The sequence below is a fragment of the Pseudomonas fungipugnans genome (genome assembly GCF_029955235.1).
In the GTDB taxonomy this organism is placed as follows: Bacteria; Pseudomonadota; Gammaproteobacteria; order Pseudomonadales; family Pseudomonadaceae; genus Aquipseudomonas; species Aquipseudomonas fungipugnans.
The window spans coordinates 2,106,406-2,131,158 of record NZ_JARBWL010000001.1; the positions used below are offsets into that span (position 1 = coordinate 2,106,406).

Sequence of the window (24,753 nt, forward strand, 5' to 3'; positions counted from 1 at the left end):
CAATCTCATCAATGCCCGTCAATCGCTGCGCGAGTGAACGCTGGCCATCGGTTGTCATGACGCAATCCTTGTTGTTGTGCGAGCCGCGAACGGCGACCCGTACAAAATAGGCTCCGCGTGTTCGGAATATCAAGCAACGGCAAACAAAAAGAATGCGTCAGGGCAAGTAGAGGCTGAAGACGCCGCCGCCCAGCGCCCCGCCATTGCTGATGCGGGTATGCCCACCGACGCCATTGCGCTGATGCAACGCGGCAATCCGTCCGGCGAAGTACAGACCCAGACCGGTGCTGCCGCTGCTCTGATTGATGCCCTGCACATAATCGGCCTGGCGCTCGATCATCTCAGGCGGATAACCCTCGCCATCGTCGTTGATGGTGATCACCAATTGCCCGGCTTCGTCACTGACCGTAATCAACAGCGACTCACGCGCATAACGAATGGCGTTGTTGATGCTGTTGGCCAGGACCGAGGCAATCAGCTCGCGGTCGAAGAAACCCAGCGGACTCAGCGGATCCACTTCATAGGTCGCGATAATGCCGCGACTGGCGAACACTTCCTGATGAGAGGCGAGTTGCGCTTCGATGAAATCGTCCAGTTCATGGTAGGCCGGCTGCAGCGGCATCTGATTGACACCGAGTTTGTATAGCCCAAGCAACTGCACCAGCATGCCGTTGAGATGAGCGAATTCAAAGTCGATGACGCCCTGCTCCGGGGTTTGCTGCTGTGCATCGGGCAAGCGTGCCAGCCATTGGCTGTGCGCCTGCATCAGCATCGCCAGGGAGTTCTTCATGTCGTGAACGGTGGAGGCAATCACCGTGGAAAAATCGAGTGCCTGTTCGTTGTCGTTCATTCGCCAAACGCCTTGCTTCGCAGCTTCTGGTAACGGGGATAACGCGCATCAGTGTCAGGCATCAGGCCTACCGTTTTCAGGCAGGCCCGGCACTCTTCGAGCTCCGCCGAAGGGACACTGGTGTCGGTGCCATGCAGCAGCGACTGCGCCATGTTCAGAGCAATACTGATGTTTTTCGGTTGCAACGCCAGGGCCTTGCGGAACACGTCCCGCGCCTCAACCAGGTTGCCGGTCTTGTACACCCGCACACCTTGACGGTTGAGGTCAGCCGCCGCATTGCCGGCATTGAGGATAGTCGGGTCGTCAGTCAGCTTGGCGATCCCCTGCATGACCGATGGATCATCGCCATAGATTTCCGCACAGTTCTTGAGCATCGAAGCGCCGGCGCTGGCCTGCCCAAGCATCTGCAATTGCTTGGCCACCAGGAGCGCGGCCTCGGCGCTCATGAATTGCTCCATGCCATCGAGGCGCATCATCGCCTGCTCGGTGAGTTTCTCGGCCGTCTCGGCATCGTTGAGCAACAGGCTGGTAGCCTTCATCAACCGCGCGCGAATTTGCAGTCCCGGGTCGGAGGGGTTCTCTTTGGCCACGGCACTGAGGGTGGTGTTGATTTCCAGGCGAGTGCGGGTGTCGAGTCCCTTTTCACTGCCTTTGCTGATCAAGGCGTGAGCCAGGCCAAGGTTGCTTTCGGCGTCCTTGAAGCGTGACTGGGCGCCTTGCGACACCGCCTGGCGATAGGCCTTGGACGCGGTGTCAAAATCTTCGTTGGCCATCGCCAGCTTGCCCAGCAAGGCTTGCCGGCGCACCGCCAGCGGGGACAGGCGAATCGCCTCTTCCAGCACTCTTTGCGCGCCTCGGGTATCCCCTTCAGAGACCAACACGTCGGCCATGCCGTCGTAGAGCGCCGGCATCATCGGAAACACTTTCAGGGCTTTTTCGTAGACGCCTTTGGCCTGGCTGACCTGACCGCGTTTGAACAGTAGTTTGCCCAACCCGGCAAACGCCCATGGCAGCGGCCGGTCGGCGATGATGCTGTCGTAGAGACGCTCCAGCGCTTCGTTCTGATTCAGATCGCGCAGGGCATCGGCGCGATAACGCAGGCACAGTGGCGAATAGCGGATGTCCTGCTTGCACAGGGCGATGCAGGCGTTGAGCACTTCTACCGGTTTGCCACGGTCGAGAGCCTGCAGGATCGGCTTGAGCAAGGTCTTGCGCTGCACCAGCCGCTCCAGCCGCTGAGCAAGGCCGGAGCGATTGAACGGCTTGGTCAGGTACGCATCCGGCTCGTGTTCCAGCGCACTGAGGACCATGGCCTGACTGGTCTCGGCGGTCACCATGACAAAGACGCTTTCATGGCTGATGAGCTTTTCGATCATCAGGTCTTCGAGCACCTGCTGACCGTTCTTCTTGCCATCACCGAGGTGGAAGTCCTGCAAAATGAAATCATAGGCCTTCTGCCCGCACATGCGCAGTGCCTGTTCACCGGTATCCGCGGTGTCGACATCCTTGACGCCCAACTCCCGCAGCATGGACCTGACCGAGCTGCGGAAATCCGAGAAATCATCGACGATCAGAAAACTCTTTTGGTGATACGACTGCATCGAAGATTTCCAGGCAATTTAAGAAGAACCCAAAGGTAAATACGGACGAGCTCAGCTTCGCTGCCTCTTTCGGCGCGCAGATGATAGCTGGAGGCCTTTAGCTATCAAGCGATTTCTCATCAACCGGCAAGCACGCCTGCCGGTTGCCGTGGCAAAGATTGCAACGACCGTTGTGGGGTTATCGGCCAGCAAGGCCGTTCCCTTGAAGCATTGGGAGCGTAATTCCATACGTGGTGCTTCAATGAATACGCACGACCCAGGCGATGCACTAAATATTTGAAGGTGTTATTGAAAATCGGGATTATCCTGATTCACCAGTGTGCACCTTCAATACGCTTGAATGCGCAAGCTCTCACCGCCGACAAAGGCAGATGTCATGACCAACTCCCCCCAGCACTCGGCCAACTCAACCGAGGGCAGGCTTCTGACACGCAGTCACCTGGACTTTCCGGTGGTTGGCATCGGTGCATCGGCGGGAGGGCTGCAAGCGATCAAGTTGTTTTTTGAAAACATGCCCCAGGACAACGGCATGGCGTTTGTGATCATTCTTCACTTGTCCCCCGACCATAAAAGCATTGCCGACAAGATCATCCAGGAATCAACCAAGATGCCGGTCCTGCAGGTGACCGAAACCGTCCCTGTCGAAAAAAACCGGGTGTACGTGATTTCTCCGGCCCAGCGCCTGGCGATGAACGAAGGCAACCTTGAGGTCTGCGCCAATGACCCACAGCAAGGCCGTCACGCATCGATCGACCTGTTCTTTCGTGACCTGGCGGCAGTGCACCGCGAGCGCGCTTTTTGTCTGGTCTTGTCAGGCAGCGGCTCCGACGGCGCCGTCGGGCTATCGCGGATCAAGGAACACGGCGGTATCACCATGGCCCAGGCGCCGGAAGACGCCGAGTTCGATGGCATGCCTCGCGCGGCCATCGACACGCGCATGGTCGACCTGGTGCTGCCGGTGGTGGAAATGCCACAAAAGCTGCTGGAATTGTGGCGTAACTCTCAGGAAATCACCTTGCCAACCCGCAATGATCCCGAACTACAAGATATTGCCACCGTTTCCGAGCGTGAAGCCGCCATTGCCGAGCAGACGCTGCACGATATTCTGATTCAATTGCGCGCTGGCACCGGTCATGACTTCAAGCACTACAAGCGCGCTACCGTGCTGCGGCGGATCGAGCGGCGCATGCAGGTCACGGCACAACCGGACCTGAAAGCCTATTACCACTACCTGCAAAACAATCCAGACGAAACCAAAGCGTTGCTGGGCGACATGCTGATCGGTGTGACCAATTTTTTCCGGGACCGCGAAGCGTTCGAAGCCCTGGAGCGTGATGTACTGCCGCAACTGGTCAGTGCTGCGGTGTCGGCATCCGGCGCTAACGAAGAGATCCGCATCTGGTCCGCCGGTTGCTCCACAGGCGAGGAAGCCTATAGCCTGGCGATCCTGCTTAATGATCAGTTACAACTGGACGCCAGCAAGGCGTCGTTGCAAGTGTTCGCCACCGATATCGATGAACGCGCTATCAGCGCCGGCAGGGCGGGCCTATACCCGCAAGCGATCATCACAGACGTACCGCCGACGCGGCTGCGACAGTACTTCGTCAAGGAAGACGAGCACTATCGGATTCGCAAGGAAATTCGCGAAAAAGTGCTGTTCGCCAAGCACAGCCTGCTGTCGGATCCACCCTTTTCGCAAATCGATCTGATCGTTTGCCGCAACCTGCTGATCTATCTGGATCGAGAAGTGCAGCGCGAAATATTGCAGATGTTTCATTTCGCCTTGCGTTCCGGCGGCTTCCTGTTTCTCGGGTCATCCGAAAGCGCCGATGCCTGCCACGAACTGTTCACCGCGGTCGATAAACGTAACCGGATCTTCCGCGCGAAAACCGGGGCTGCCAACAGCCGCCGTACTCCGACCATGCCACGCGGCGGCTACGTGCGCACCAATGTTGCCCAGCAGCCGCCGCCAAACCATGTGCAGCGTAAATTGTCCTTCGCTGACATCCATCAGCGTGCCCTTGAACGCACGGTGCCGCCAAGCATGATCGTCGATGCCAATGCCGACATCCTGCACATGAGCGAAAACGCCGGGCGTTTTCTGCGCTACGTGGGCGGTGAGCTGTCGCGCAATCTGCTGACACTGATCCTGCCGGAACTGCGCCTGGAAATCCGCACCACACTGTTTCAGGTTCAGCAGACCGGATTGACTGTCATGTCCCGGGGAGTACCGATCAAGCGTCAAGAACGGGCCTACAAGGTCGATTTGGTTGCACAACCCTATAAGGACGAAGAGTCAGACGGCGAATTCATCCTGGTGATTTTCGAAGAAGTCGAAATCGATCCTTGCGACGTCACGACCTCCACCCTCTTGCAAACCGAAAGCCTGGTGCTGTCCAACCTGGAGCGCGAGCTGCAACGCACCAAGTTGCACTTGCAGGACACTATCGAACAATCAGAAGTCTCCAGCGAAGAGCTCAAGGCCTCCAACGAAGAAATGCAGGCGATCAACGAAGAACTGCGCTCGGCCACCGAAGAGCTGGAAACCAGCAAGGAAGAACTGCAGTCAATCAATGAAGAGCTGCTGACGGTCAATTACGAGCTGAAAACCAAGGTTGAAGAAACCGACAAGATCAACGACTACCTGACCAACCTGATCGCCTCCACAGACATCGCCACGGTATTTGTCGACCGCAGCATGCGCATCAAGTGGTTCACGCCGCGTGCTACCGATATTTTCAGCATGTTGCCGGTAGACACCGGTCGCTCGCTGCTTGATATCACCCACCGCCTGAATTACCCGAACCTGACTCGCGATGCGACCCAGGTGTTCGAGTCGTTGAACATGATCGAACGCGAAGTCAGCAGTACCGATAACCACTGGTACATCGCACGTCTGTTGCCCTACCGCTCCAGCGAAGACCACATTGACGGCACCGTGCTGACCTTCATCGACATTACCAAGCGTCGCGCCGCTGAAGAGGAGTTACGCCTGGGTGAAGAACGCATGCGCCTGGTGGCCGAAAGCACTCGCGACTACGCGATTATCACTCTCGATGAACAGGGACTGATCACAAGCTGGAACAAAGGCGCCGAGCTGATCTTCGGCTACACCAAGGCCGAAGCCGAGGGTGCCTATTACGACTTTATTTTCTCTGCCGAGGATCGCGCTGCGGGCGTGCCTGAAGCTGAACTCCAGACTGTCCGCACTCAGGGCCGTACCGAAGATGAGCGGTGGCACCTGCGCAAGGACGGCAACCTGTTATTTTGTAGCGGTGAAGCGACCCTGCTCAATGGCGACAATCTTCAGGGTTACGTGAAAATCGCCCGGGATCTCACTGGGCACAAACGCTAGTACAAGGAACGGAGCCAGCAGTTGGCCGAGACTCTGCACGCGGACGCCTGAGCGGCCTCACGATCTTGCTGGTGGACGACTCCGCCATGGTCTTGGAAACCATGAAGATGCTGCTGGAAATGGAAGATGCCGAGGTGGTTGCCATCGACCAGCCACTGGCCGCGCTGGATGCAGCCAGGAGCATGAGCTTCAATCTGATTATCTCCGACCTGGGTATGCCGGTCATGAGCGGTCATGAACTGATGAGCGCGCTGCGTCAGTTACCGCAGGTCAAAGATATACCGGCCAGCAGCGATGTCCGGAAGTCGCGGGAGCCGGGGTTCAATCACCACATTGGAAAACCCGTGGCCTACGATGATTTGATTGAGATCATCGAAACCCTGTGCGGTGCCCATGATCTTGAGTTCGATACCATCGTAGCCAGGCGCTCTGCCCCAGACACGTCCAAGTACTGCAGGCCATTTAGGCGCTCGGTTCACTCGCGCACAAAAAAGCCCCGCCGGAAGGATCACTTCCGGCGGGGCTTTTGATTACTCGCGAGACGGTTGTCTTATCACAGCGATGAGCCGTTCAGTGTTGCTTCTCGCCTTTCCTGCGGACAAAAACAAAACCCCTACCTGCATACGCAGATAGGGGTTTCGGAATTTAATCTTGACGATGACCTACTCTCACATGGGGAAACCCCACACTACCATCGGCGATGCATCGTTTCACTGCTGAGTTCGGGATGGGATCAGGTGGTTCCAATGCTCTATGGTCGTCAAGAAATTCGGTAGCCAGCTCGTGTTCCTTACGGATCACGCTCCAGCGAATGGGTATGCGATAGATTTGTGTGTTTGTTTCTCGAACTTTCGGTTCGTTTCGTCTTCACACACCGCAATCTGGTGCTCTTTCGAGTCAGCAAATTGCTTGGGTGTTATATGGTCAAGCCTCACGGGCAATTAGTATTGGTTAGCTCAACGCCTCACAGCGCTTACACACCCAACCTATCAACGTCGTAGTCTTCGACGGCCCTTCAGGGGACTCAAGGTCCCAGTGAGATCTCATCTTGAGGCTAGTTTCCCGCTTAGATGCTTTCAGCGGTTATCTATTCCGAACATAGCTACCCGGCAATGCCACTGGCGTGACAACCGGAACACCAGAGGTTCGTCCACTCCGGTCCTCTCGTACTAGGAGCAGCCCCTCTCAAATCTCAAACGTCCACGGCAGATAGGGACCGAACTGTCTCACGACGTTCTAAACCCAGCTCGCGTACCACTTTAAATGGCGAACAGCCATACCCTTGGGACCGGCTTCAGCCCCAGGATGTGATGAGCCGACATCGAGGTGCCAAACACCGCCGTCGATATGAACTCTTGGGCGGTATCAGCCTGTTATCCCCGGAGTACCTTTTATCCGTTGAGCGATGGCCCTTCCATACAGAACCACCGGATCACTAAGACCTACTTTCGTACCTGCTCGACGTGTCTGTCTCGCAGTCAAGCGCGCTTTTGCCTTTATACTCTACGACCGATTTCCGACCGGTCTGAGCGCACCTTCGTACTCCTCCGTTACTCTTTAGGAGGAGACCGCCCCAGTCAAACTACCCACCATACACTGTCCTCGATCCGGATAACGGACCTGAGTTAGAACCTCAAAGTTGCCAGGGTGGTATTTCAAGGTTGGCTCCACGCGAACTGGCGTCCACGCTTCAAAGCCTCCCACCTATCCTACACAAGCAAATTCAAAGTCCAGTGCAAAGCTATAGTAAAGGTTCACGGGGTCTTTCCGTCTAGCCGCGGATACACTGCATCTTCACAGCGATTTCAATTTCACTGAGTCTCGGGTGGAGACAGCGCCGCCATCGTTACGCCATTCGTGCAGGTCGGAACTTACCCGACAAGGAATTTCGCTACCTTAGGACCGTTATAGTTACGGCCGCCGTTTACCGGGGCTTCGATCAAGAGCTTCGCGTTAGCTAACCCCATCAATTAACCTTCCGGCACCGGGCAGGCGTCACACCCTATACGTCCACTTTCGTGTTTGCAGAGTGCTGTGTTTTTAATAAACAGTCGCAGCGGCCTGGTATCTTCGACCGGCATGAGCTTACGGAGCAAGTCCTTCACCCTCACCGGCGCACCTTCTCCCGAAGTTACGGTGCCATTTTGCCTAGTTCCTTCACCCGAGTTCTCTCAAGCGCCTTGGTATTCTCTACCCAACCACCTGTGTCGGTTTGGGGTACGGTTCCTGGTTACCTGAAGCTTAGAAGCTTTTCTTGGAAGCATGGCATCAACCACTTCGTGTTCTAAAAGAACACTCGTCATCAGCTCTCGGCCTTAGAATCCCGGATTTACCTAAGATTCCAGCCTACCACCTTAAACTTGGACAACCAACGCCAAGCTGGCCTAGCCTTCTCCGTCCCTCCATCGCAATAACCAGAAGTACAGGAATATTAACCTGTTTTCCATCGACTACGCTTTTCAGCCTCGCCTTAGGGACCGACTAACCCTGCGTCGATTAACGTTGCGCAGGAAACCTTGGTCTTTCGGCGTGGGTGTTTTTCACACCCATTGTCGTTACTCATGTCAGCATTCGCACTTCTGATACCTCCAGCAAGCTTCTCAACTCACCTTCACAGGCTTACAGAACGCTCCTCTACCGCATCACCTAAGTGATACCCGTAGCTTCGGTGTATGGTTTGAGCCCCGTTACATCTTCCGCGCAGGCCGACTCGACTAGTGAGCTATTACGCTTTCTTTAAAGGGTGGCTGCTTCTAAGCCAACCTCCTAGCTGTCTAAGCCTTCCCACATCGTTTCCCACTTAACCATAACTTTGGGACCTTAGCTGACGGTCTGGGTTGTTTCCCTTTTCACGACGGACGTTAGCACCCGCCGTGTGTCTCCCATGCTCGGCACTTGTAGGTATTCGGAGTTTGCATCGGTTTGGTAAGTCGGGATGACCCCCTAGCCGAAACAGTGCTCTACCCCCTACAGTGATACATGAGGCGCTACCTAAATAGCTTTCGAGGAGAACCAGCTATCTCCGAGCTTGATTAGCCTTTCACTCCGATCCACAGGTCATCCGCTAACTTTTCAACGGTAGTCGGTTCGGTCCTCCAGTTAGTGTTACCCAACCTTCAACCTGCCCATGGATAGATCGCCCGGTTTCGGGTCTATTCCCAGCGACTAGACGCCCTATTAAGACTCGCTTTCGCTACGCCTCCCCTATTCGGTTAAGCTCGCCACTGAAAATAAGTCGCTGACCCATTATACAAAAGGTACGCAGTCACCCAACAAAGTGGGCTCCCACTGCTTGTACGCATACGGTTTCAGGATCTATTTCACTCCCCTCTCCGGGGTTCTTTTCGCCTTTCCCTCACGGTACTAGTTCACTATCGGTCAGTCAGTAGTATTTAGCCTTGGAGGATGGTCCCCCCATATTCAGACAAAGTTTCTCGTGCTCCGTCCTACTCGATTTCATGACTAAGAGATTTTCGCGTACAGGGCTATCACCCACTATGGCCGCACTTTCCAGAGCGTTCCGCTAATCTCAAAGCCACTTAAGGGCTAGTCCCCGTTCGCTCGCCACTACTAAGGGAATCTCGGTTGATTTCTTTTCCTCAGGGTACTTAGATGTTTCAGTTCCCCTGGTTCGCCTCTTAAGCCTATGTATTCAGCTTAAGATAACCATCTTATGATGGCTGGGTTCCCCCATTCAGACATCTCCGGATCAAAGTCTGTTTGCCGACTCCCCGAAGCTTTTCGCAGGCTACCACGTCTTTCATCGCCTCTGACTGCCAAGGCATCCACCGTATGCGCTTCTTCACTTGACCATATAACCCCAAGCAATCTGGTTATACTGTGAAGACGACATTCGCCGAAAATTCGCGATTAAACTCACAAATTTTACCTTAGCCTGATCCGTTACCAGTGAAAGTAACGTTCAGTCTATCTTTCTATCACATACCCAAATTTTTAAAGAACGATCTAATCAAAGACTAGAAATCAACATTCACCATCACAATGATGGAATGCTCATTTCTAAGCTTTAAACGCTAGAAGCAGTTAGTGGTGGAGCCAAACGGGATCGAACCGTTGACCTCCTGCGTGCAAGGCAGGCGCTCTCCCAGCTGAGCTATGGCCCCGTATTTCTACAGGCGTTTCCCACACAAAATTGGTGGGTCTGGGCAGATTCGAACTGCCGACCTCACCCTTATCAGGGGTGCGCTCTAACCAACTGAGCTACAGACCCAATTTCGAGCTATAAGGCCGACCTCACCCTGCTCTTTACCGCCAAGCATGGGGTGCGCTCTAACCAACCAAGCTACAACCTGTTAAGGCTGCTTCTTTATCGTCTTCTTCAATGAATCAAGCAATTCGTGTGGGAACTTATGGAGCAGCTGATGTCGTCGATTAAGGAGGTGATCCAGCCGCAGGTTCCCCTACGGCTACCTTGTTACGACTTCACCCCAGTCATGAATCACACCGTGGTAACCGTCCTCCCGAAGGTTAGACTAGCTACTTCTGGTGCAACCCACTCCCATGGTGTGACGGGCGGTGTGTACAAGGCCCGGGAACGTATTCACCGCGACATTCTGATTCGCGATTACTAGCGATTCCGACTTCACGCAGTCGAGTTGCAGACTGCGATCCGGACTACGATCGGTTTTCTGGGATTAGCTCCACCTCGCGGCTTGGCAACCCTCTGTACCGACCATTGTAGCACGTGTGTAGCCCAGGCCGTAAGGGCCATGATGACTTGACGTCATCCCCACCTTCCTCCGGTTTGTCACCGGCAGTCTCCTTAGAGTGCCCACCATAACGTGCTGGTAACTAAGGACAAGGGTTGCGCTCGTTACGGGACTTAACCCAACATCTCACGACACGAGCTGACGACAGCCATGCAGCACCTGTCTCAATGTTCCCGAAGGCACCAATCCATCTCTGGAAAGTTCATTGGATGTCAAGGCCTGGTAAGGTTCTTCGCGTTGCTTCGAATTAAACCACATGCTCCACCGCTTGTGCGGGCCCCCGTCAATTCATTTGAGTTTTAACCTTGCGGCCGTACTCCCCAGGCGGTCAACTTAATGCGTTAGCTGCGCCACTAAGAGCTCAAGGCTCCCAACGGCTAGTTGACATCGTTTACGGCGTGGACTACCAGGGTATCTAATCCTGTTTGCTCCCCACGCTTTCGCACCTCAGTGTCAGTATCAGTCCAGGTGGTCGCCTTCGCCACTGGTGTTCCTTCCTATATCTACGCATTTCACCGCTACACAGGAAATTCCACCACCCTCTACCATACTCTAGCTCGTCAGTTTTGAATGCAGTTCCCAGGTTGAGCCCGGGGATTTCACATCCAACTTAACGAACCACCTACGCGCGCTTTACGCCCAGTAATTCCGATTAACGCTTGCACCCTCTGTATTACCGCGGCTGCTGGCACAGAGTTAGCCGGTGCTTATTCTGTCGGTAACGTCAAAACACTTACGTATTAGGTAAATGCCCTTCCTCCCAACTTAAAGTGCTTTACAATCCGAAGACCTTCTTCACACACGCGGCATGGCTGGATCAGGCTTTCGCCCATTGTCCAATATTCCCCACTGCTGCCTCCCGTAGGAGTCTGGACCGTGTCTCAGTTCCAGTGTGACTGATCATCCTCTCAGACCAGTTACGGATCGTCGCCTTGGTGAGCCATTACCTCACCAACTAGCTAATCCGACCTAGGCTCATCTGATAGCGCAAGGCCCGAAGGTCCCCTGCTTTCTCCCGTAGGACGTATGCGGTATTAGCGTCCGTTTCCGAGCGTTATCCCCCACTACCAGGCAGATTCCTAGGCATTACTCACCCGTCCGCCGCTCGCCACCAGGTACAAGTACCCGTGCTGCCGCTCGACTTGCATGTGTTAGGCCTGCCGCCAGCGTTCAATCTGAGCCATGATCAAACTCTTCAGTTCAAACATCTTTGGGTTTTTAAGAAACCCTAAACTTGGCTCAGCAATCGTTGGTTACATCTTTGATTTCTCGCGGAGTAACTTGTGATGCTGATAATCTTGTTGACTATCAGTCTGACTCCACAAGCACCCACACGAATTGCTTGATTCAGTTGTTAAAGAGCGGTTGGTTAAGATCTTTCGTCTCAACCGAGGCGCGCATTCTACAGCAGCCTCTGTTGCTGTCAAGCGGTTATTTTCAGAAGTTTTCAAAGTTTCCTTTGCAACTTCAACCACTTGCGCTTCCGATCTCTCGTTAGCGGGAGGCGAATTCTACAGCGTTACACGCTGCTGTCAACACCTCTTTTTCTCCGCTTTCGACCGAGAAGATCGAACCGTTAAAAGAGCAAAACAACACCACTCTTTCAACTCCTTCTGGGCTTCGATGACCTGAAGCAACTCGCTGTCGAAAACTGCGTAACTCTTTGTTTACCAAGGAGTTTTCCGTTTCGACTGCGCCGGAAGTGGGGCGAATTATAGACTTCCAGAATCTGCCGTCAAGCACTGATTACGCTTTTGTTGCAGAAGATACCTATTCGGGCACCAAACGCAGGATTTGCGAGCCTGCAGACCTCAGGCACTCCTTCGTTGCTGCGCTTCTATATATAGAAGCAGACCTACCGCTCAGCAGACCAAGCGAAAGAAACCCGCCTCTCCCACAAGCACTAACGCCAGGGCATACAGGGTCAGGCAAAGGGAGGTAGTACCGAAACCAGCCGACAGGCAACGTAGCTGCCAAAGTGAAAGCAGTGCCAGCGCCTGATAAAGACGCTGACTGCCTTGAGCTATATAGGTGGTGTCCCAGGGCAGGTTCGAACTGCCAACCTTCCCCTTAGGAGGGGGATGCTCTATCCAATTGAGCTACTGAGACACAAATCGTGCGCGAGGAACGAAGCACGATAGACGGCGTGCATGTTAACGGGGGACCCAGCTTTTGTCATGTCGTCCGTAGGCTTTTTGAATGTAGGCAATCTCCCTAATGGCCCGCCGAATAGCCCGCCGTGCAAATTACCCTCCTCTGAATCTGCCGCTATTGCAAATTGCCGCGTCACTCGCTCGTCAAAACATCTCAATGCCTTGTTTTTAAAGAGCTTAATAGCCATTAAACTGTTGGCACGAGAGCTGCTTTCTTTCGAGAGCAACGAAGAGCTTCCAGCAAAGCTCATGAACGCCCCCCTTTACTGCGAGTACAAAACGGTTCCCCGCGCCAACGGTCAGCCATCCACGCCATACACCGGTTGCTGACCGCCTTGTACTTTACCCCCCTTCACAAGGAGCAACACATGTCCAAATCAGCGATAGGGTTTTTCATCCTCGCCCTGCTGAGTGGCATTCTTCATCTGGCTACAAATCAGGCGACGACCATCACCCTCCCCCTGATCGGCTGCGCTGCTTTCAGCTCATTGTTCGTTGTGGCGCTGATCATCGGACGCAGGATCAAATTCGATCCGGTATTGCGCTGAATCGCCGTCGCCCAAGCGCATCATGGACAAGCCAGCCTGCCATCCATCCTGAAAACGCCCATGTAACAGGTTCAGCTCTAGTAAATCGGCCAATTGCCACTATCCTGTACAGGGTAAGGAACGCTGATTGAATCCGCATAACATGACCTTCGAACGCCTTCGGGCGCTATTCGCAAGCCAAGAGGACGCGGTCAGAACCACGGACCCAGGCAATCTTTTCCAACCAGTCCGCATTTCTGATAATTGGTGCTGGCATAACGCCTTTATCCAGTTCAATATTTGTCACAGAATTGACGCCAATGATCTGGCAAGTTTGAGGCATGATGCGAGCCTCTATCAATTCAGGTTGAACATTTGGCCAAAGTGCTTGTCGTATCAGACATCCCGCGGCCAATCCCGAGAACCGCTCCCCTGAACTAACCGGTTAAATATATGCGCCCATTGAAACAGGCAATTTATTCCAGCCGTACGGCTGACAAGTTCGTCGTACGTCTGCCAGACGGAATGCGTGAACGCATTGCCGAGGTGGCTCGCAATCATCATCGCAGCATGAACTCCGAAATCATTGCGCGCCTTGAGCAGAGTCTTATTCAGGAAGGCGCACTGGGCGAAGAGCTGAGCATGCGCCTCGACAGCCCCGAGCTGTCGCTGCACGAACGCGAACTTCTGCAACGTTTCCGTCAACTCTCCCACCGCCAGCAAAATGCTCTTGTTTCGCTGATCGCCCACGACGCTGAAATGGCCGCAGACGCTTCCTGATTCAGCCAAAAAAATTCAAGCCAGCCTGATCGCTGGCTTTTTTTTGCCCTGAATTCGAGACATAAAAAAGCCCGCCAATTTGGCGGGCTTTGAAAAAACGGATCAGAGCAGGAAAATCGTCGCCAGCCCAAGGAAGATGAAAAAACCACCACTGTCGGTCATGGCGGTGATCATCACACTGGCGCCCATTGCCGGATCCCGCCCAAGGCGTGCCAGCGTCATGGGAATCAGCACCCCCATCAATGCCGCCAACAACAAATTGAGTGTCATGGCCGCAGTCATCACCACGCCCAAGGACCAGCTGCCATAAAGCAGGTAGGCAACGATGCCAATCACCCCGCCCCAGACCAGACCATTGATCAAACCAACCGCAAGCTCCTTGCGCATAAGGCGCGAGGTGTTACCAGTGCTGACCTGGTCCAGCGCCATCGCCCGAACAATCATGGTAATTGTCTGATTGCCCGAGTTACCTCCGATCCCGGCCACGATCGGCATCAAGGCCGCGAGCGCCACCAGTTTTTCGATGGATCCCTCAAACAGGCCAATCACCCGTGAAGCGACAAACGCGGTAATCAGATTCACCGCCAGCCAGGCCCAACGGTTGCGCAGGGATTTCCACACTGACGCAAAGATATCCTCTTCTTCCCGCAGACCGGCCATGTTGAGAACTTCGTTTTCGCTCTCTTCACGAATCAGGTCGACCATTTCATCGATGGTCAAGCGACCGATCAACTTGCCGTTCTTGTCGACCACCGGAGCGGAGATCAAATCGTAACGCTCAAATGCCTGCGCGGCGTCATAGGCGTCTTCGTCCGGATGAAAGCTTACCGGATCGCTGGCCATGACTTCGGAAACCTGCTTGTCCGGGTCATTGACCAGCAAACGCTTGATTGGCAATACACCCTTGAGCACGCCGTCGTAGTCAACCACGAATAGCTTGTCCGTGTGACCTGGCAGCTCCTTGAGACGACGCAGGTAACGCAGAACCACTTCAAGACTGACATCCTCACGGATAGTCACCATCTCGAAGTCCATCAGCGCACCGACTTGTTCTTCATCGTAGGACAACGCGGAGCGAACGCGCTCACGCTGCTGGCCATCGAGGGTTTCCATCAACTCATGAACGACGTCTCGCGGCAGCTCGGAGGCCAGGTCAGCAAGTTCGTCGGCATCCATGTCCTTGGCCGCAGCCAGGAGTTCGTGATCGTCCATGTCGGCGATCAGGGTTTCACGAACCGAATCAGATACTTCAAGCAGGATATCGCCGTCACGATCAGCCTTGACCAGTTGCCAAAGCGTCAGACGATCGTCCAGCGGCAGTGCTTCAAGGATGTAGGCGACGTCGGCGGAGTGCAGATCATCGAGCTTGCGTTGCAACTCGACGAGGTTTTGCCGGTGAACCAGGTTCTCGACCCGGTCGTGATGCGCACCTTCCTGGCGATGAGTCAGGTCTTCGACCACCCGCTGACGCTGCAACAACTCAACAACCTGAGCAAGGCGATCCTGCAGGCTTTCTTGTGTTTTCTTTACTTCAACATCGGACATAGGCGAACTCCACTCCCAGCAGCGGGGCACGCCGGAAGGATCAATCAGTCAATTCATGATTGTAGAAACGGGATACTGAGTAACTACTGGGTAAGTCCATGGAGGTTTTCCATAAGCCCCGACGGGGCTGACGGGCGCAATGATACACCGCCTACCGGTTTAAAACGCTTAAAAAATCGTGCTTGAAACAAGCGGTTGCGAGACAAACCTGTGTGCCACCCTGATCCATGGAACTGCGACGACTCATCCTGAAAAGAAAACACACCCTCATCGAAAAATGCAGCAGCTACCCTTCGACTACAAACGTCACGGAGGACGCCCAATGCCATCTCGAACATCCTGTTTCTTGCTGATCGCCCTGCTCTGCCTGCCTTCCTCGGCACTGGCGACAACCATTCATCGATGCGAGGCATCTAACGGCCACATCACCTTCACCACGATGAGCTGCGCGGCAGGTGAGCGCTTTGAACATCAGCAAGTACGCCCATTCACGCCCGGCAGCGTTGTTGCCATCTTGCCCGACGCCAATTACCAGGAAACCGAAGACACGAGCACAAAAAGGACGGAGCTGACCGTCATAGGCCAACCCGAGGAAAAATGCGCAAACGGCATTGATGCCAAACAACGTCGCGAAGCGATCATCAATCAACGAGTCGTCGCCGGCATGAGCCAGCAGGACGTTGAAAGCGCTCTCGGCAAGCCGAACAAGATCAGCATTCGCAATTCAGCCACCCGCTATCACTACGAACCCAACCGAGGTCGTAGTGCGAATGTGGAGTTCGACGAGAAAGGATGCGTCAAAGGAAAAGCCAAATCCCAGACGGCAAAAAGCCCGCGTTAAACGCGGGCTTTTTGGTGTTTGGTGCACTCGACAGGATTCGAACCTGTGACCGCTCGGTTCGTAGCCGAGTACTCTATCCAGCTGAGCTACGAGTGCATTTTGTGTTTTTAGACCAGACCACAACTGGCTGAAGCAAAGTCGCCCGCATTACTGCAAACAACCCTTAAATGGTGCACTCGACAGGATTCGAACCTGTGACCGCTCGGTTCGTAGCCGAGTACTCTATCCAGCTGAGCTACGAGTGCATTTGTTGCCGCGCATTATAGGCCGTCTAATCTCTATGTCAAACACTTTTTCTAGTAATTTCAACAACTTACCGAAGAAGCCAGATTACAACGTACTACGCAAATAATGGCGGAGAACGGGGGATTCGAACCCCCGACACCCTTTTGAGGTGTACTCCCTTAGCAGGGGAGCGCCTTCGGCCACTCGGCCAGCTCTCCGCAACACGGGGCGTATCTTAACCAACCTTTTCCCCGTTTGCAAACATAAAAAACGATAAAAATTAATGGCTTGGTTCTTCGTCCTTCTCTTTCTTGATACGCAGGTAAATTTCCTCACGGTGAACAGCCACCTCTTTCGGGGCGTTGACACCAATACGCACTTGATTTCCTTTGACGCCGAGCACGGTCACGGTGATTTCGCCATCACCAATAATCAGGCTTTCTGCGCACCGACGAGTCAGAATCAGCATACCTTTCTCCTCACGCATTTCATTCAGGGACAACAGTCTGCAAAAAAAAGGCATTCGACCTACAACCGAAACGATCGCAGCCCTACATGCCTGAGTATTGACCAGCGCGAGCAAAAGAACAGAGTCCTGGGTCGCGCCATTCAAAAAAGACGAAGGGCGCGGTCAGACCGCGCCCTTCAGGAAACGCTTTACTCGCCCTGGCGGGCCGGCGCGTCCAGCTCGAAAGCCGTGTGCAGCGCGCGCACAGCCAGTTCCAGGTACTTCTCTTCGATCACCACGGAGACTTTGATCTCCGAAGTCGAGATCATCTGGATGTTGATGCTTTCCTTGGCCAGGGACTCGAACATACGACTGGCCACACCGGCGTGGGAGCGCATGCCGACACCGACGATCGAGACCTTGGCAATCTTGATATCACCCACCACCTCACGAGCACCGATCTCGCGAGCGGTGTTTTCCAGCACGGTTTGCGCCGCCTGGAAGTCGTTACGGTGCACGGTGAACGTGAAGTCGGTGGTGTTATCGTGCGCAACGTTCTGCACGATCATGTCGACTTCGATGTTCGCCGCACTGATAGGCCCGAGAATCTTGAACGCCACGCCCGGGGTGTCTGGCACGCCACGGATGGTCAGCTTGGCTTCATCGCGGTTGAAAGCGATGCCGGAAATGATCGGCTGTTCCATGGTTTCCTCTTCATCAATAGTAATGAGGGTGCCTGGACCCTCCTTGAAGCTGTGCAGTACGCGCAGCGGGACGTTGTACTTGCCGGCGAACTCGACCGCGCGGATCTGCAGCACCTTGGAACCGAGGCTGGCCATTTCCAGCATCTCTTCGAAGGTAATCTTGTCCAGGCGCTGAGCCACGGACACGACGCGCGGGTCGGTGGTGTAGACACCGTCCACATCGGTATAGATCTGGCATTCGTCAGCCTTCAGGGCCGCTGCCAGCGCCACGCCGGTGGTATCGGAACCGCCACGACCGAGGGTGGTGATGTTGCCGTGCTCGTCGACGCCCTGGAAACCGGCGACAACCACCACGCGACCGGCCTTCAAGTCACCGCGAATTTTCTGATCGTCAATCTGCAAGATACGCGCTTTATTGTGCGCGCTGTCCGTCAGGATCCTTACCTGGTTGCCGGTGTAAGACACCGCCGGTACGCCGCGCTTGATCAGCGCCATGGCCAACAGGGCAATCGTCACCTGCTCACCGGTGGAGACGATCACATCCAGCTCACGGGGAACCGGTTGGCCGTCGCCACTGATTTGCTTGGCCAGATCGATCAGACGGTTGGTCTCGCCGCTCATTGCAGACAGCACAACCACCAGGTCATCGCCAGCATCGCGGAATTTCTTAACCTTGTCGGCTACCTGTTCGATTCGCTCGACAGTGCCGACCGAGGTGCCTCCAAATTTCTGTACGATCAAAGCCATTTCAAAGCCGCCTCTGCCCATGAAGGGCGCCCAATAATCACTCAAACAGCCGTCGGGGCTGCCACTAGACGACGGCCCCGACGCACTGCCTTATAAACCCTGCTCTACAAACGGAACAGTCAGGGCCAGTGCCGCGTCCAGCGCGCCGGCGTCAACACCACCGCCTTGCGCCATGTCTGGACGACCACCGCCCTTCCCGCCCACTGCCGCAGCGGCTTGCTTCATCAAATCACCGGCTTTGAGTTGGCCAGTCAGGTCTTTGGTTACGCCTGCAACCAGAACGACCTTATCCTCATGGACACTGCCGAGCAGGATCACTGCGCGGCCGAGTTTGTTCTTCAGCTGATCAACCAGCGCCAGCAGCGCCTTGCCGTCCTGACCATCCAGACGCACGGCCAGCACTTTCACGCCTTTGACATCAAGCGCAGCAGCCGACAGATCGTCGCCCGCCGCACTGGCGGCCTTGGCTTGCAACTGCTCGAGTTGCTTCTCCAGCTGACGATTGCGCTCCAGCACAGCCGACAACTTGTCGATCAGGTTGTCGCGGCTACCCTTGACCAGGTTGGCCGCTTCCTTGAGTTGTTCTTCAGCAGCATTCAGATAAGCCAGTGCTTGCGCGCCGGTCACCGCTTCGATACGACGCACGCCGGAAGCCACACCGCCTTCACTGATGATTTTCAGCAGGCCGATGTCGCCGGTACGGTTGGCGTGGATGCCACCGCACAGCTCGACGGAGAAATCACCGCCCATGCTCAGCACTCGCACGTTGTCGCCGTACTTCTCGCCAAACAGCGCCATGGCGCCTTTTTTCTTGGCGGTTTCGATGTCGGTTTCTTCGGTCTCGACGGCAGAGTTCTTGCGAATCTCGGCGTTGACGATGTCTTCCAGCGCCTTCAGCTGTTCAGGCTTGATGGCTTCGAAATGGCTGAAGTCAAAGCGCAGGCGCTGACTGTCGACCAACGAGCCTTTCTGCTGAACGTGTTCGCCCAGCACCTGACGCAACGCGGCGTGCAGCAAGTGCGTCGCCGAGTGGTTCAACGAGGTGGCGTGACGTACATCGGCATCAACGTGGGTTTCTACTGGCGCGCCGACCATCAGGCTGCCCGAGGCCAACACACCGTGATGCAGGAATGCACCGCCGGTCTTGGTGGTGTCACGCACGTCGAAACGCGAAGCGCCTGCCTGCAGGAAACCGCAGTCGCCGATCTGTCCGCCGGATTCAGCGTAGAACGGCGTCTGGTTCAGAACGACCACGCCCTCTTCGCCCTCACTTAATACGTCGACCGAGCGGCCATCTTTATAGATGGCAACAATTTTGGCCGAACCGCTGGTGGCTTTGTAACCGGTGAACTCGGTGGCCACGTCAACCTTGACCAGCGTGTTGTAGTCCAGACCGAACGAACTGGCCGAACGGGCACGGACGCGCTGGGCTTCCATCTCGCGTTCGAAACCGACTTCGTCGACCGTCAGGCTGCGCTCGCGGGCGATGTCAGCGGTCAGGTCCATCGGGAAGCCATAGGTGTCATACAGCTTGAACACCACGTCGCCCGGCACCACGGTGCCCTTGAGTTCCAGCAGGTCCTGCTCGAGAATTTTCAGGCCGTGCTCCAGGGTCTTGGAAAACTGCTCTTCTTCAGCTTTCAGTACACGCTCGATATTGGCCTGCTGTTGCTTGAGCTCGGGGAACGCTTCACCCATCTCGGCGACCAGCGCCGCAACGATCTTGTAGAAGAAGCTGCCAGTGGCGCCCAGCTTGTTACCGTGACGGCACGCGCGACGAATGATCCGGCGCAGCACATAGCCACGGCCTTCGTTGGACGGCAGCACGCCATCGGCAATCAGGAAGCCGCACGAACGGATGTGGTCCGAAACAACCTTGAGCGAAGACTGGTCGTCATTGCTGCAACCGATTGCCTGGGCCGAGGCGCTCAACAGGTTCTTGAACAGGTCGATTTCATAGTTGGAGTGAACGTGCTGCATGACCGCACTGATCCGCTCCAGGCCCATGCCGGTGTCAACCGACGGCGCTGGCAACGGATGCAACACGCCATCGGCGGTGCGGTTGAACTGCATGAACACGTTGTTCCAGATTTCGATGTAACGGTCGCCGTCCTCTTCCGGCGAACCTGGTGGGCCACCCCAGATGTCGGCGCCGTGATCGTAGAAAATCTCGGTGCAAGGGCCGCATGGACCGGTATCGCCCATGGTCCAGAAGTTGTCGGAGGCGTAAGGCGCACCCTTGTTGTCGCCGATGCGGATCATGCGCTCGACCGGCACACCGATTTCTTTGGTCCAGATGTCGTAGGCTTCGTCATCGCTGGCGTAGACGGTCACCCAGAGCTTTTCCTTGGGCAGTTTCAACACGCCGGTGAGGAAGGTCCAGGCAAAGGTGATGGCGTCATGCTTGAAATAGTCGCCGAAGCTGAAGTTACCCAGCATCTCGAAGAATGTGTGGTGACGAGCGGTATAGCCGACGTTTTCCAGGTCACTGTTCTTGCCACCGGCACGCACGCACTTCTGGCTGCTGGTCGCACGGGTGTACGCACGTTTTTCCTGGCCCAGGAAACAGTCCTTGAACTGGTTCATCCCCGCGTTAGTGAACAGCAGGGTTGGGTCGTTGCCCGGAATCAAAGAGCTGGAGGCTACACGGGTGTGGCCTTGCTCTTCGAAGAAGCGAAGGAAGGCTTCACGGATTTCTGCGCTTTTCATTAGGTTCTTCCACGGAGGCTGCGGCCAAAGGCCTGTGCGAAACGTCAACAGACGAAGCGACGGCAAAGGGCCGCATTATATCGGCCCTGCGCGCGGGGTACAGCGTGTTTATACGATAGAAACGGTCAATTGGACGGCTAACGCTGTCAGTTGCGCGAAAACTCGACGAATGTCGCGACCACTTGGTCGATTTGCGCACGGCTGACGTCCATGTGCGTGACCATGCGCAAGCGCGAAGCGGCAGTCAAGCTGATGCCACGCTCAGCGGCAAATGCCTTGAGCGCCCCCGCCTTGTCACCCATTTGTACATAAACCATGTTGGTCTGTACCGGCTCGACGTCGTAACCGGCTGCGCGCAAACCATCGGCCAGCGCTTGGGCGTTGGCGTGATCGTCGGCCAGGCGCTGAACGTGGTTGTCCAGCGCATAAAGACCGGCCGCCGCGAGAATCCCGGCCTGACGCATACCGCCCCCGACCATTTTGCGCAGACGTCGCGCCTTGCCGATCAACTCCGCCGAGCCGCACAGCACTGAACCGATCGGTGCGCCGAGGCCCTTGGACAAACAAACCGAAACAGAATCGAAATGCCGGGTAATTTCCCGCGCATCAACACCCAGTTTAACCGCCGCGTTGTAGAGCCGGGCGCCGTCCAGGTGCAAGGCCAGGCCGTGTTCGCGGGTAAACCGGCGCGCCTCGGCCAGGTACGCAAGCGGCAGGACCTTGCCCTGCATGGTGTTTTCCAGCGCCAGCAACCGGGTGCGGGCAAAGTGAAAATCGTCGGGCTTGATCGCCGCAGCGACGTGGGCCAGGTCCAGCGAACCATCGGCCTGCACTTCCAATGGTTGCGGTTGAATCGAACCGAGCACCGCTGCGCCTCCCCCCTCGTACTTATAGGTATGTGCCTGCTGGCCGACGATGTATTCATCACCGCGCTCACAGTGGGCCATCAAGCCCAACAGATTGCTCATCGTGCCGGTCGGTACGAACAACGCCGCCGCGAAACCCAGGCGCTTGGCCAGTTCCGCCTCAAGCCGATTGACCGTTGGATCTTCGCCATACACATCATCACCAGTGGCCGCCGTGGCCATGGCATCGAGCATTGCCGGGGTTGGTTGGGTGACGGTGTCGCTACGAAGATCGATAACACTCATGAATCAGGCCTCGGTCAGCAGGGGAAAATCCCCTTCAAGCAGGAATTACTGCGGTCATCTCGATGAATAATCAACCCCGGCGCCAGGAAAAGACGGATTCAATCTTCAAAAAACCCGATGTCTATCATCAGAAAGCAGCAATGCGCATGTTGGAAATATGTGTTAAAAACGCTTCGCCGCCAAACAAATGGGCGGCAAAACGTTCTCAGGGCGGGGTGCAACTCCCCACCGGCGGTAATTGCGCGCAACGCGCATAGCCCGCGAGCGCTTGGCGGCAGACATTGCTTGGGCGATGAATGACGGCAAGGTCAGCAGACCCGGTGTGATCCCGGGGCCGACGGTCATAGTCCGGATGAAGAGAGAACGGGATTGGCGCCAAAGGGCCGTCCGCGGGCATTCGTGCGAGCGTGCGTACCCTTAAATCCCATTCGATTCATATGCCCTGTTTTTCACACAAACAGGAGTCAGAACATGCAACCCACCGCAATTGACAGCAAAAGCAAAAACCATCACGGCGAGCGCGTTGCGTTCGTCCAGGCCTGCTGGCACAAGGAAATCGTTGATCAGAGCCGTAAAGGCTTCGTGACCGAAATGCTTGCTCAGGGTTATCAGGAAGCGGACATCGACTTCTTCGAAGTCGGCGGCGCCTTTGAAATCCCGCTGCACGCCAAGATGCTCGCCAAATCCGGCCGTTATGCCGGCATCGTTGCCGCAGGCCTGGTGGTGGACGGCGGGATCTACCGTCACGAATTCGTCGCCCAGTCGGTCATCAGCGGCCTGATGCAGGTTCAGCTGGAAACCGAAGTGCCGGTGTTCTCCGTGGTTTTGACCCCGCATCACTTCCATGCCGGCGAAGAACATCAGAAGTTCTTCTTTGAACACTTTGTGCACAAGGGCCAGGAAGCGGCGAAGACGTGCGCGGATACGCTGCACAAGATGCGGGCGTTGCGTCGTAGTGAACATCGCGCGGTAGCGGTCTAAACCGCCCTGGGTGAGGCCTTTGGCTTCACCCACATCAACGGTGGGAGCGCGCAGGCTCGCTCCCACCTTTGTTTTGTGTTGCGCTTAAGCGAGATCTTCGTCAGTCGTCGGCACAATCAGGATGCCGGCGCGCAGGCCGTTCTTCACCTTGGGGTTCGGGAAGATGATCCGGGCGCCCTTCTCTTCGATGATCCAGCGGGTCTGGGCGATGTCTTCGGCCAGCACGTACCCCACTTCCAACTCCGAAAAGTTCTCGATGTCCGCGGGTAGATTCAGACGGAAACTGTCGCTGTGCTTGATGATTTCCCGCGCCACGCTGAACAGCTGCAACCCCTCCAGCCCGTCGCCATTCATTGAAGGCTCGTCGCCTTCGATGATCTGCTTCAGGCGGGTTTCCAACAGGGAAACGTTCACCCCTTCGTTCTGCCCGAATGGCCGGGCCTTGCCCAGCTCCAGGGTGAAAGCCTCGGCACCGAGTTTGTCGTAGGTGTAGGAGCTGAACACGATGGACGGTTTGTTCTGCAGCAACACCGCTTCCATCCCGGCAGCGCGCAGACGAGCCAGTTGCAGACGCGAATGCGCGCGCCCTTCTTTCCAGGGATACAAAGCAAACTGTTCGATCTTCGAACCACGAATCGCCGTGTGCAGGTCATAGTGCAGACGCTCGCGGTCTGGCAGGCTGAAGAAACTCGCCGCCAGCCGCTCCAGCTCACAGGCGCGCAGGGCTTCGCAGCCACTGCTTTGTTCGTGACGGCCATTGAACAGCCGATTGACGTCCTGCTCGATAAAACGCTCCCCGCGACGGATCGCCTCGGGATTGCCGAACAGGAACAGGATACGTGCGCGGGGTTTCAGGTCGCCCCGTGCGATGTCATGCAGCAACCGATCCAGCAACTCGATCGGCGCGGTTTCGTTGCCGTGGATCCCGGCTGACAGCAGCAGGTCCAGGCCATTGTCGCGCGCTTCAGGTGGCCGGACTTCCAGTGCACCTTCGCTCAACCAGCGCATCCGCACGCCTTCGACAGTCAGTTGAGTCTTCTCCGCCGGTTCGCGGCCGGCGAGGGTCAGTTCAAGCAGTTTGCCGAGGGCGAGCATAGAGCGATTTCCTTAATGGTCGTGATTGCAATCCGGACCGTGAACGTGGTCCTCGTCATCGCCGACGTCGGCCGGTTCCATTTCCAGTTGCAGACTTACCAGATTAGTCGCCAATGGGCGCAGCAGCAGGTTGGCGTATTCGGCGTCGCCTTCTTCAACGTCCACGCCGATCAACAGCTGGCCACGGCCGTCCTGCTGGATCCACAGCTCTTTGCCTTGCCAAATGACTGCGACGCGGGTGCAGGATGTTTCCAGTTGCGTGCCGTCGGTGTCTTCAAGGATCAGCTGCAGGGTATCGCTCATGTTTTTTT

General features: G+C 55.8%; 15 protein-coding genes, 6 tRNA genes, 3 rRNA genes and 1 riboswitch. Of the genes, 6 read left to right on the forward strand and 18 right to left on the reverse strand.

Features of this window, described 5'->3' with window-relative positions:
- Positions 1-157 precede the first annotated feature (157 nt).
- Together POF45_RS08450 and POF45_RS08455 are read right to left on the reverse strand one after the other, a co-directional pair.
- The gene (locus POF45_RS08450; protein ID WP_259495761.1) at positions 158-850 is read right to left on the reverse strand and encodes a sensor histidine kinase; all 693 of its coding nucleotides are present in this window, start codon (positions 848-850) and stop codon (positions 158-160) included.
- A complete protein-coding gene (locus POF45_RS08455; RefSeq protein ID WP_259495762.1) occupies positions 847-2,451 on the reverse strand; it encodes a tetratricopeptide repeat-containing response regulator in 1,605 nt (534 codons plus the stop codon). Before POF45_RS08455 ends, POF45_RS08450 begins: the two co-directional genes overlap by 4 nt.
- A 376-nt stretch (positions 2,452-2,827) precedes the next feature.
- Between POF45_RS08455 and POF45_RS08460 the strand changes: the two genes are divergently transcribed.
- Both POF45_RS08460 and POF45_RS29825 read left to right on the forward strand, forming a co-directional pair.
- Positions 2,828-5,806 carry a CheR family methyltransferase gene (locus POF45_RS08460; protein ID WP_431978592.1) on the forward strand — a complete coding sequence of 993 codons (2,979 nt, stop codon included), beginning with the start codon at positions 2,828-2,830 and terminating at the stop codon, positions 5,804-5,806.
- A gap of 71 nt (positions 5,807-5,877) precedes the next feature.
- Positions 5,878-6,336 (forward strand): response regulator, encoded by a 459-nt coding sequence (locus POF45_RS29825; RefSeq protein ID WP_431978593.1) that lies wholly within the window; start codon positions 5,878-5,880, stop codon positions 6,334-6,336.
- A 119-nt stretch (positions 6,337-6,455) separates the two neighbouring features.
- Here POF45_RS29825 and rrf read toward each other — a convergent pair.
- The 6 genes from rrf to POF45_RS08490 all read right to left on the reverse strand — a co-directional run bounded on the left by rrf (position 6,456) and on the right by POF45_RS08490 (position 12,645).
- A 5S ribosomal RNA gene (rrf, locus tag POF45_RS08465) occupies positions 6,456-6,571 on the reverse strand.
- A gap of 155 nt (positions 6,572-6,726) precedes the next feature.
- Positions 6,727-9,618: ribosomal RNA gene (locus tag POF45_RS08470) — 23S ribosomal RNA — on the reverse strand.
- Between the two features lie 236 nt (positions 9,619-9,854).
- A tRNA-Ala gene (locus POF45_RS08475) sits at positions 9,855-9,930 on the reverse strand.
- Positions 9,931-9,960: 30 nt separating this feature from the next.
- Positions 9,961-10,037, reverse strand: a tRNA-Ile gene (locus POF45_RS08480).
- A gap of 162 nt (positions 10,038-10,199) precedes the next feature.
- Positions 10,200-11,738 (reverse strand): 16S ribosomal RNA (locus tag POF45_RS08485).
- Together the 16S, 23S and 5S rRNA genes with 2 tRNA genes alongside form the textbook arrangement of a ribosomal RNA operon.
- An 830-nt stretch (positions 11,739-12,568) precedes the next feature.
- A tRNA-Arg gene (locus tag POF45_RS08490) sits at positions 12,569-12,645 on the reverse strand.
- Positions 12,646-13,057: 412 nt separating this feature from the next.
- Between POF45_RS08490 and POF45_RS08495 the strand changes: the two genes are divergently transcribed.
- A complete protein-coding gene (locus POF45_RS08495) occupies positions 13,058-13,237 on the forward strand; it encodes a PA3371 family protein (protein ID WP_259495863.1) in 180 nt (59 codons plus the stop codon).
- Positions 13,238-13,669: 432 nt separating this feature from the next.
- On the forward strand, positions 13,670-13,996 hold the full coding sequence (locus POF45_RS08500; protein ID WP_003178899.1) for an Arc family DNA-binding protein: 327 nt from the start codon (positions 13,670-13,672) through the stop codon (positions 13,994-13,996).
- 102 nt (positions 13,997-14,098) lie between these two features.
- Here the strand turns inward: POF45_RS08500 and mgtE are convergent, their stop codons facing one another.
- Positions 14,099-15,541, reverse strand: a complete 1,443-nt coding sequence (gene mgtE / locus POF45_RS08505; RefSeq protein ID WP_259495864.1) for a magnesium transporter — start codon at positions 15,539-15,541, stop codon at positions 14,099-14,101.
- 322 nt (positions 15,542-15,863) lie between these two features.
- On the opposite strand from mgtE, the gene POF45_RS08510 reads away from it, so the two are divergent.
- A complete protein-coding gene (locus POF45_RS08510; RefSeq protein WP_259495865.1) occupies positions 15,864-16,382 on the forward strand; it encodes a cell envelope protein SmpA in 519 nt (172 codons plus the stop codon).
- A gap of 19 nt (positions 16,383-16,401) precedes the next feature.
- On the opposite strand, the gene POF45_RS08515 is transcribed toward POF45_RS08510, so the two are convergent.
- From POF45_RS08515 to ltaE, 7 genes are all read right to left on the reverse strand, one after another.
- Positions 16,402-16,478 (reverse strand) — tRNA-Arg (locus POF45_RS08515).
- Between the two features lie 72 nt (positions 16,479-16,550).
- A tRNA-Arg gene (locus POF45_RS08520) sits at positions 16,551-16,627 on the reverse strand.
- Between the two features lie 107 nt (positions 16,628-16,734).
- Positions 16,735-16,825: transfer RNA gene (locus tag POF45_RS08525), tRNA-Ser, on the reverse strand.
- 62 nt (positions 16,826-16,887) lie between these two features.
- Positions 16,888-17,076, reverse strand: coding sequence for a carbon storage regulator CsrA (csrA, locus tag POF45_RS08530; RefSeq protein WP_002554426.1), 189 nt, complete (start codon positions 17,074-17,076; stop codon positions 16,888-16,890).
- Positions 17,077-17,264: 188 nt separating this feature from the next.
- Positions 17,265-18,506 carry an aspartate kinase gene (locus POF45_RS08535; RefSeq protein WP_031319071.1) on the reverse strand — a complete coding sequence of 414 codons (1,242 nt, stop codon included), beginning with the start codon at positions 18,504-18,506 and terminating at the stop codon, positions 17,265-17,267.
- A gap of 90 nt (positions 18,507-18,596) precedes the next feature.
- Complete coding sequence (gene alaS / locus POF45_RS08540) at positions 18,597-21,215, reverse strand: alanine--tRNA ligase (RefSeq protein ID WP_259495867.1); 2,619 nt, start codon at positions 21,213-21,215, stop codon at positions 18,597-18,599.
- A gap of 146 nt (positions 21,216-21,361) precedes the next feature.
- Positions 21,362-22,366, reverse strand: coding sequence for a low-specificity L-threonine aldolase (gene ltaE, locus POF45_RS08545; protein ID WP_259495869.1), 1,005 nt, complete (start codon positions 22,364-22,366; stop codon positions 21,362-21,364).
- A gap of 197 nt (positions 22,367-22,563) precedes the next feature.
- Positions 22,564-22,735: riboswitch (FMN riboswitch) on the forward strand.
- 102 nt (positions 22,736-22,837) lie between these two features.
- Here ltaE and POF45_RS08550 point away from each other — a divergent pair.
- The gene (locus POF45_RS08550) at positions 22,838-23,347 is read left to right on the forward strand and encodes a 6,7-dimethyl-8-ribityllumazine synthase (RefSeq protein WP_259495871.1); all 510 of its coding nucleotides are present in this window, start codon (positions 22,838-22,840) and stop codon (positions 23,345-23,347) included.
- Positions 23,348-23,431: 84 nt separating this feature from the next.
- Here the strand turns inward: POF45_RS08550 and astE are convergent, their stop codons facing one another.
- Together astE and POF45_RS08560 are read right to left on the reverse strand one after the other, a co-directional pair.
- On the reverse strand, positions 23,432-24,442 hold the full coding sequence (astE, locus tag POF45_RS08555; RefSeq protein ID WP_282315511.1) for a succinylglutamate desuccinylase: 1,011 nt from the start codon (positions 24,440-24,442) through the stop codon (positions 23,432-23,434).
- A gap of 12 nt (positions 24,443-24,454) precedes the next feature.
- On the reverse strand, positions 24,455-24,745 hold the full coding sequence (locus POF45_RS08560) for a topoisomerase II (RefSeq protein ID WP_259495873.1): 291 nt from the start codon (positions 24,743-24,745) through the stop codon (positions 24,455-24,457).
- Positions 24,746-24,753 lie beyond the last annotated feature (8 nt).

Excerpts from the sequence above, each read along its gene's own strand:
- POF45_RS08450 (WP_259495761.1), bottom strand. The coding sequence starts at position 850 with ATGAACGACAACGAACAGGCACTCGATTTTTCCACGGTGATTGCCTCC.
- POF45_RS08455 (WP_259495762.1), bottom strand. The coding sequence starts at position 2,451 with ATGCAGTCGTATCACCAAAAGAGTTTTCTGATCGTCGATGATTTCTCG.
- POF45_RS08460 (WP_431978592.1), top strand. The coding sequence starts at position 2,828 with ATGACCAACTCCCCCCAGCACTCGGCCAACTCAACCGAGGGCAGGCTT.
- POF45_RS08495 (WP_259495863.1), top strand. The coding sequence starts at position 13,058 with ATGTCCAAATCAGCGATAGGGTTTTTCATCCTCGCCCTGCTGAGTGGC.
- POF45_RS08500 (WP_003178899.1), top strand. The coding sequence starts at position 13,670 with ATGCGCCCATTGAAACAGGCAATTTATTCCAGCCGTACGGCTGACAAG.
- mgtE (WP_259495864.1), bottom strand. The coding sequence starts at position 15,541 with ATGTCCGATGTTGAAGTAAAGAAAACACAAGAAAGCCTGCAGGATCGC.
- POF45_RS08510 (WP_259495865.1), top strand. The coding sequence starts at position 15,864 with ATGCCATCTCGAACATCCTGTTTCTTGCTGATCGCCCTGCTCTGCCTG.
- csrA (WP_002554426.1), bottom strand. The coding sequence starts at position 17,076 with ATGCTGATTCTGACTCGTCGGTGCGCAGAAAGCCTGATTATTGGTGAT.
- POF45_RS08535 (WP_031319071.1), bottom strand. The coding sequence starts at position 18,506 with ATGGCTTTGATCGTACAGAAATTTGGAGGCACCTCGGTCGGCACTGTC.
- alaS (WP_259495867.1), bottom strand. The coding sequence starts at position 21,215 with ATGAAAAGCGCAGAAATCCGTGAAGCCTTCCTTCGCTTCTTCGAAGAG.
- ltaE (WP_259495869.1), bottom strand. The coding sequence starts at position 22,366 with ATGAGTGTTATCGATCTTCGTAGCGACACCGTCACCCAACCAACCCCG.
- POF45_RS08550 (WP_259495871.1), top strand. The coding sequence starts at position 22,838 with ATGCAACCCACCGCAATTGACAGCAAAAGCAAAAACCATCACGGCGAG.
- astE (WP_282315511.1), bottom strand. The coding sequence starts at position 24,442 with ATGCTCGCCCTCGGCAAACTGCTTGAACTGACCCTCGCCGGCCGCGAA.
- POF45_RS08560 (WP_259495873.1), bottom strand. The coding sequence starts at position 24,745 with ATGAGCGATACCCTGCAGCTGATCCTTGAAGACACCGACGGCACGCAA.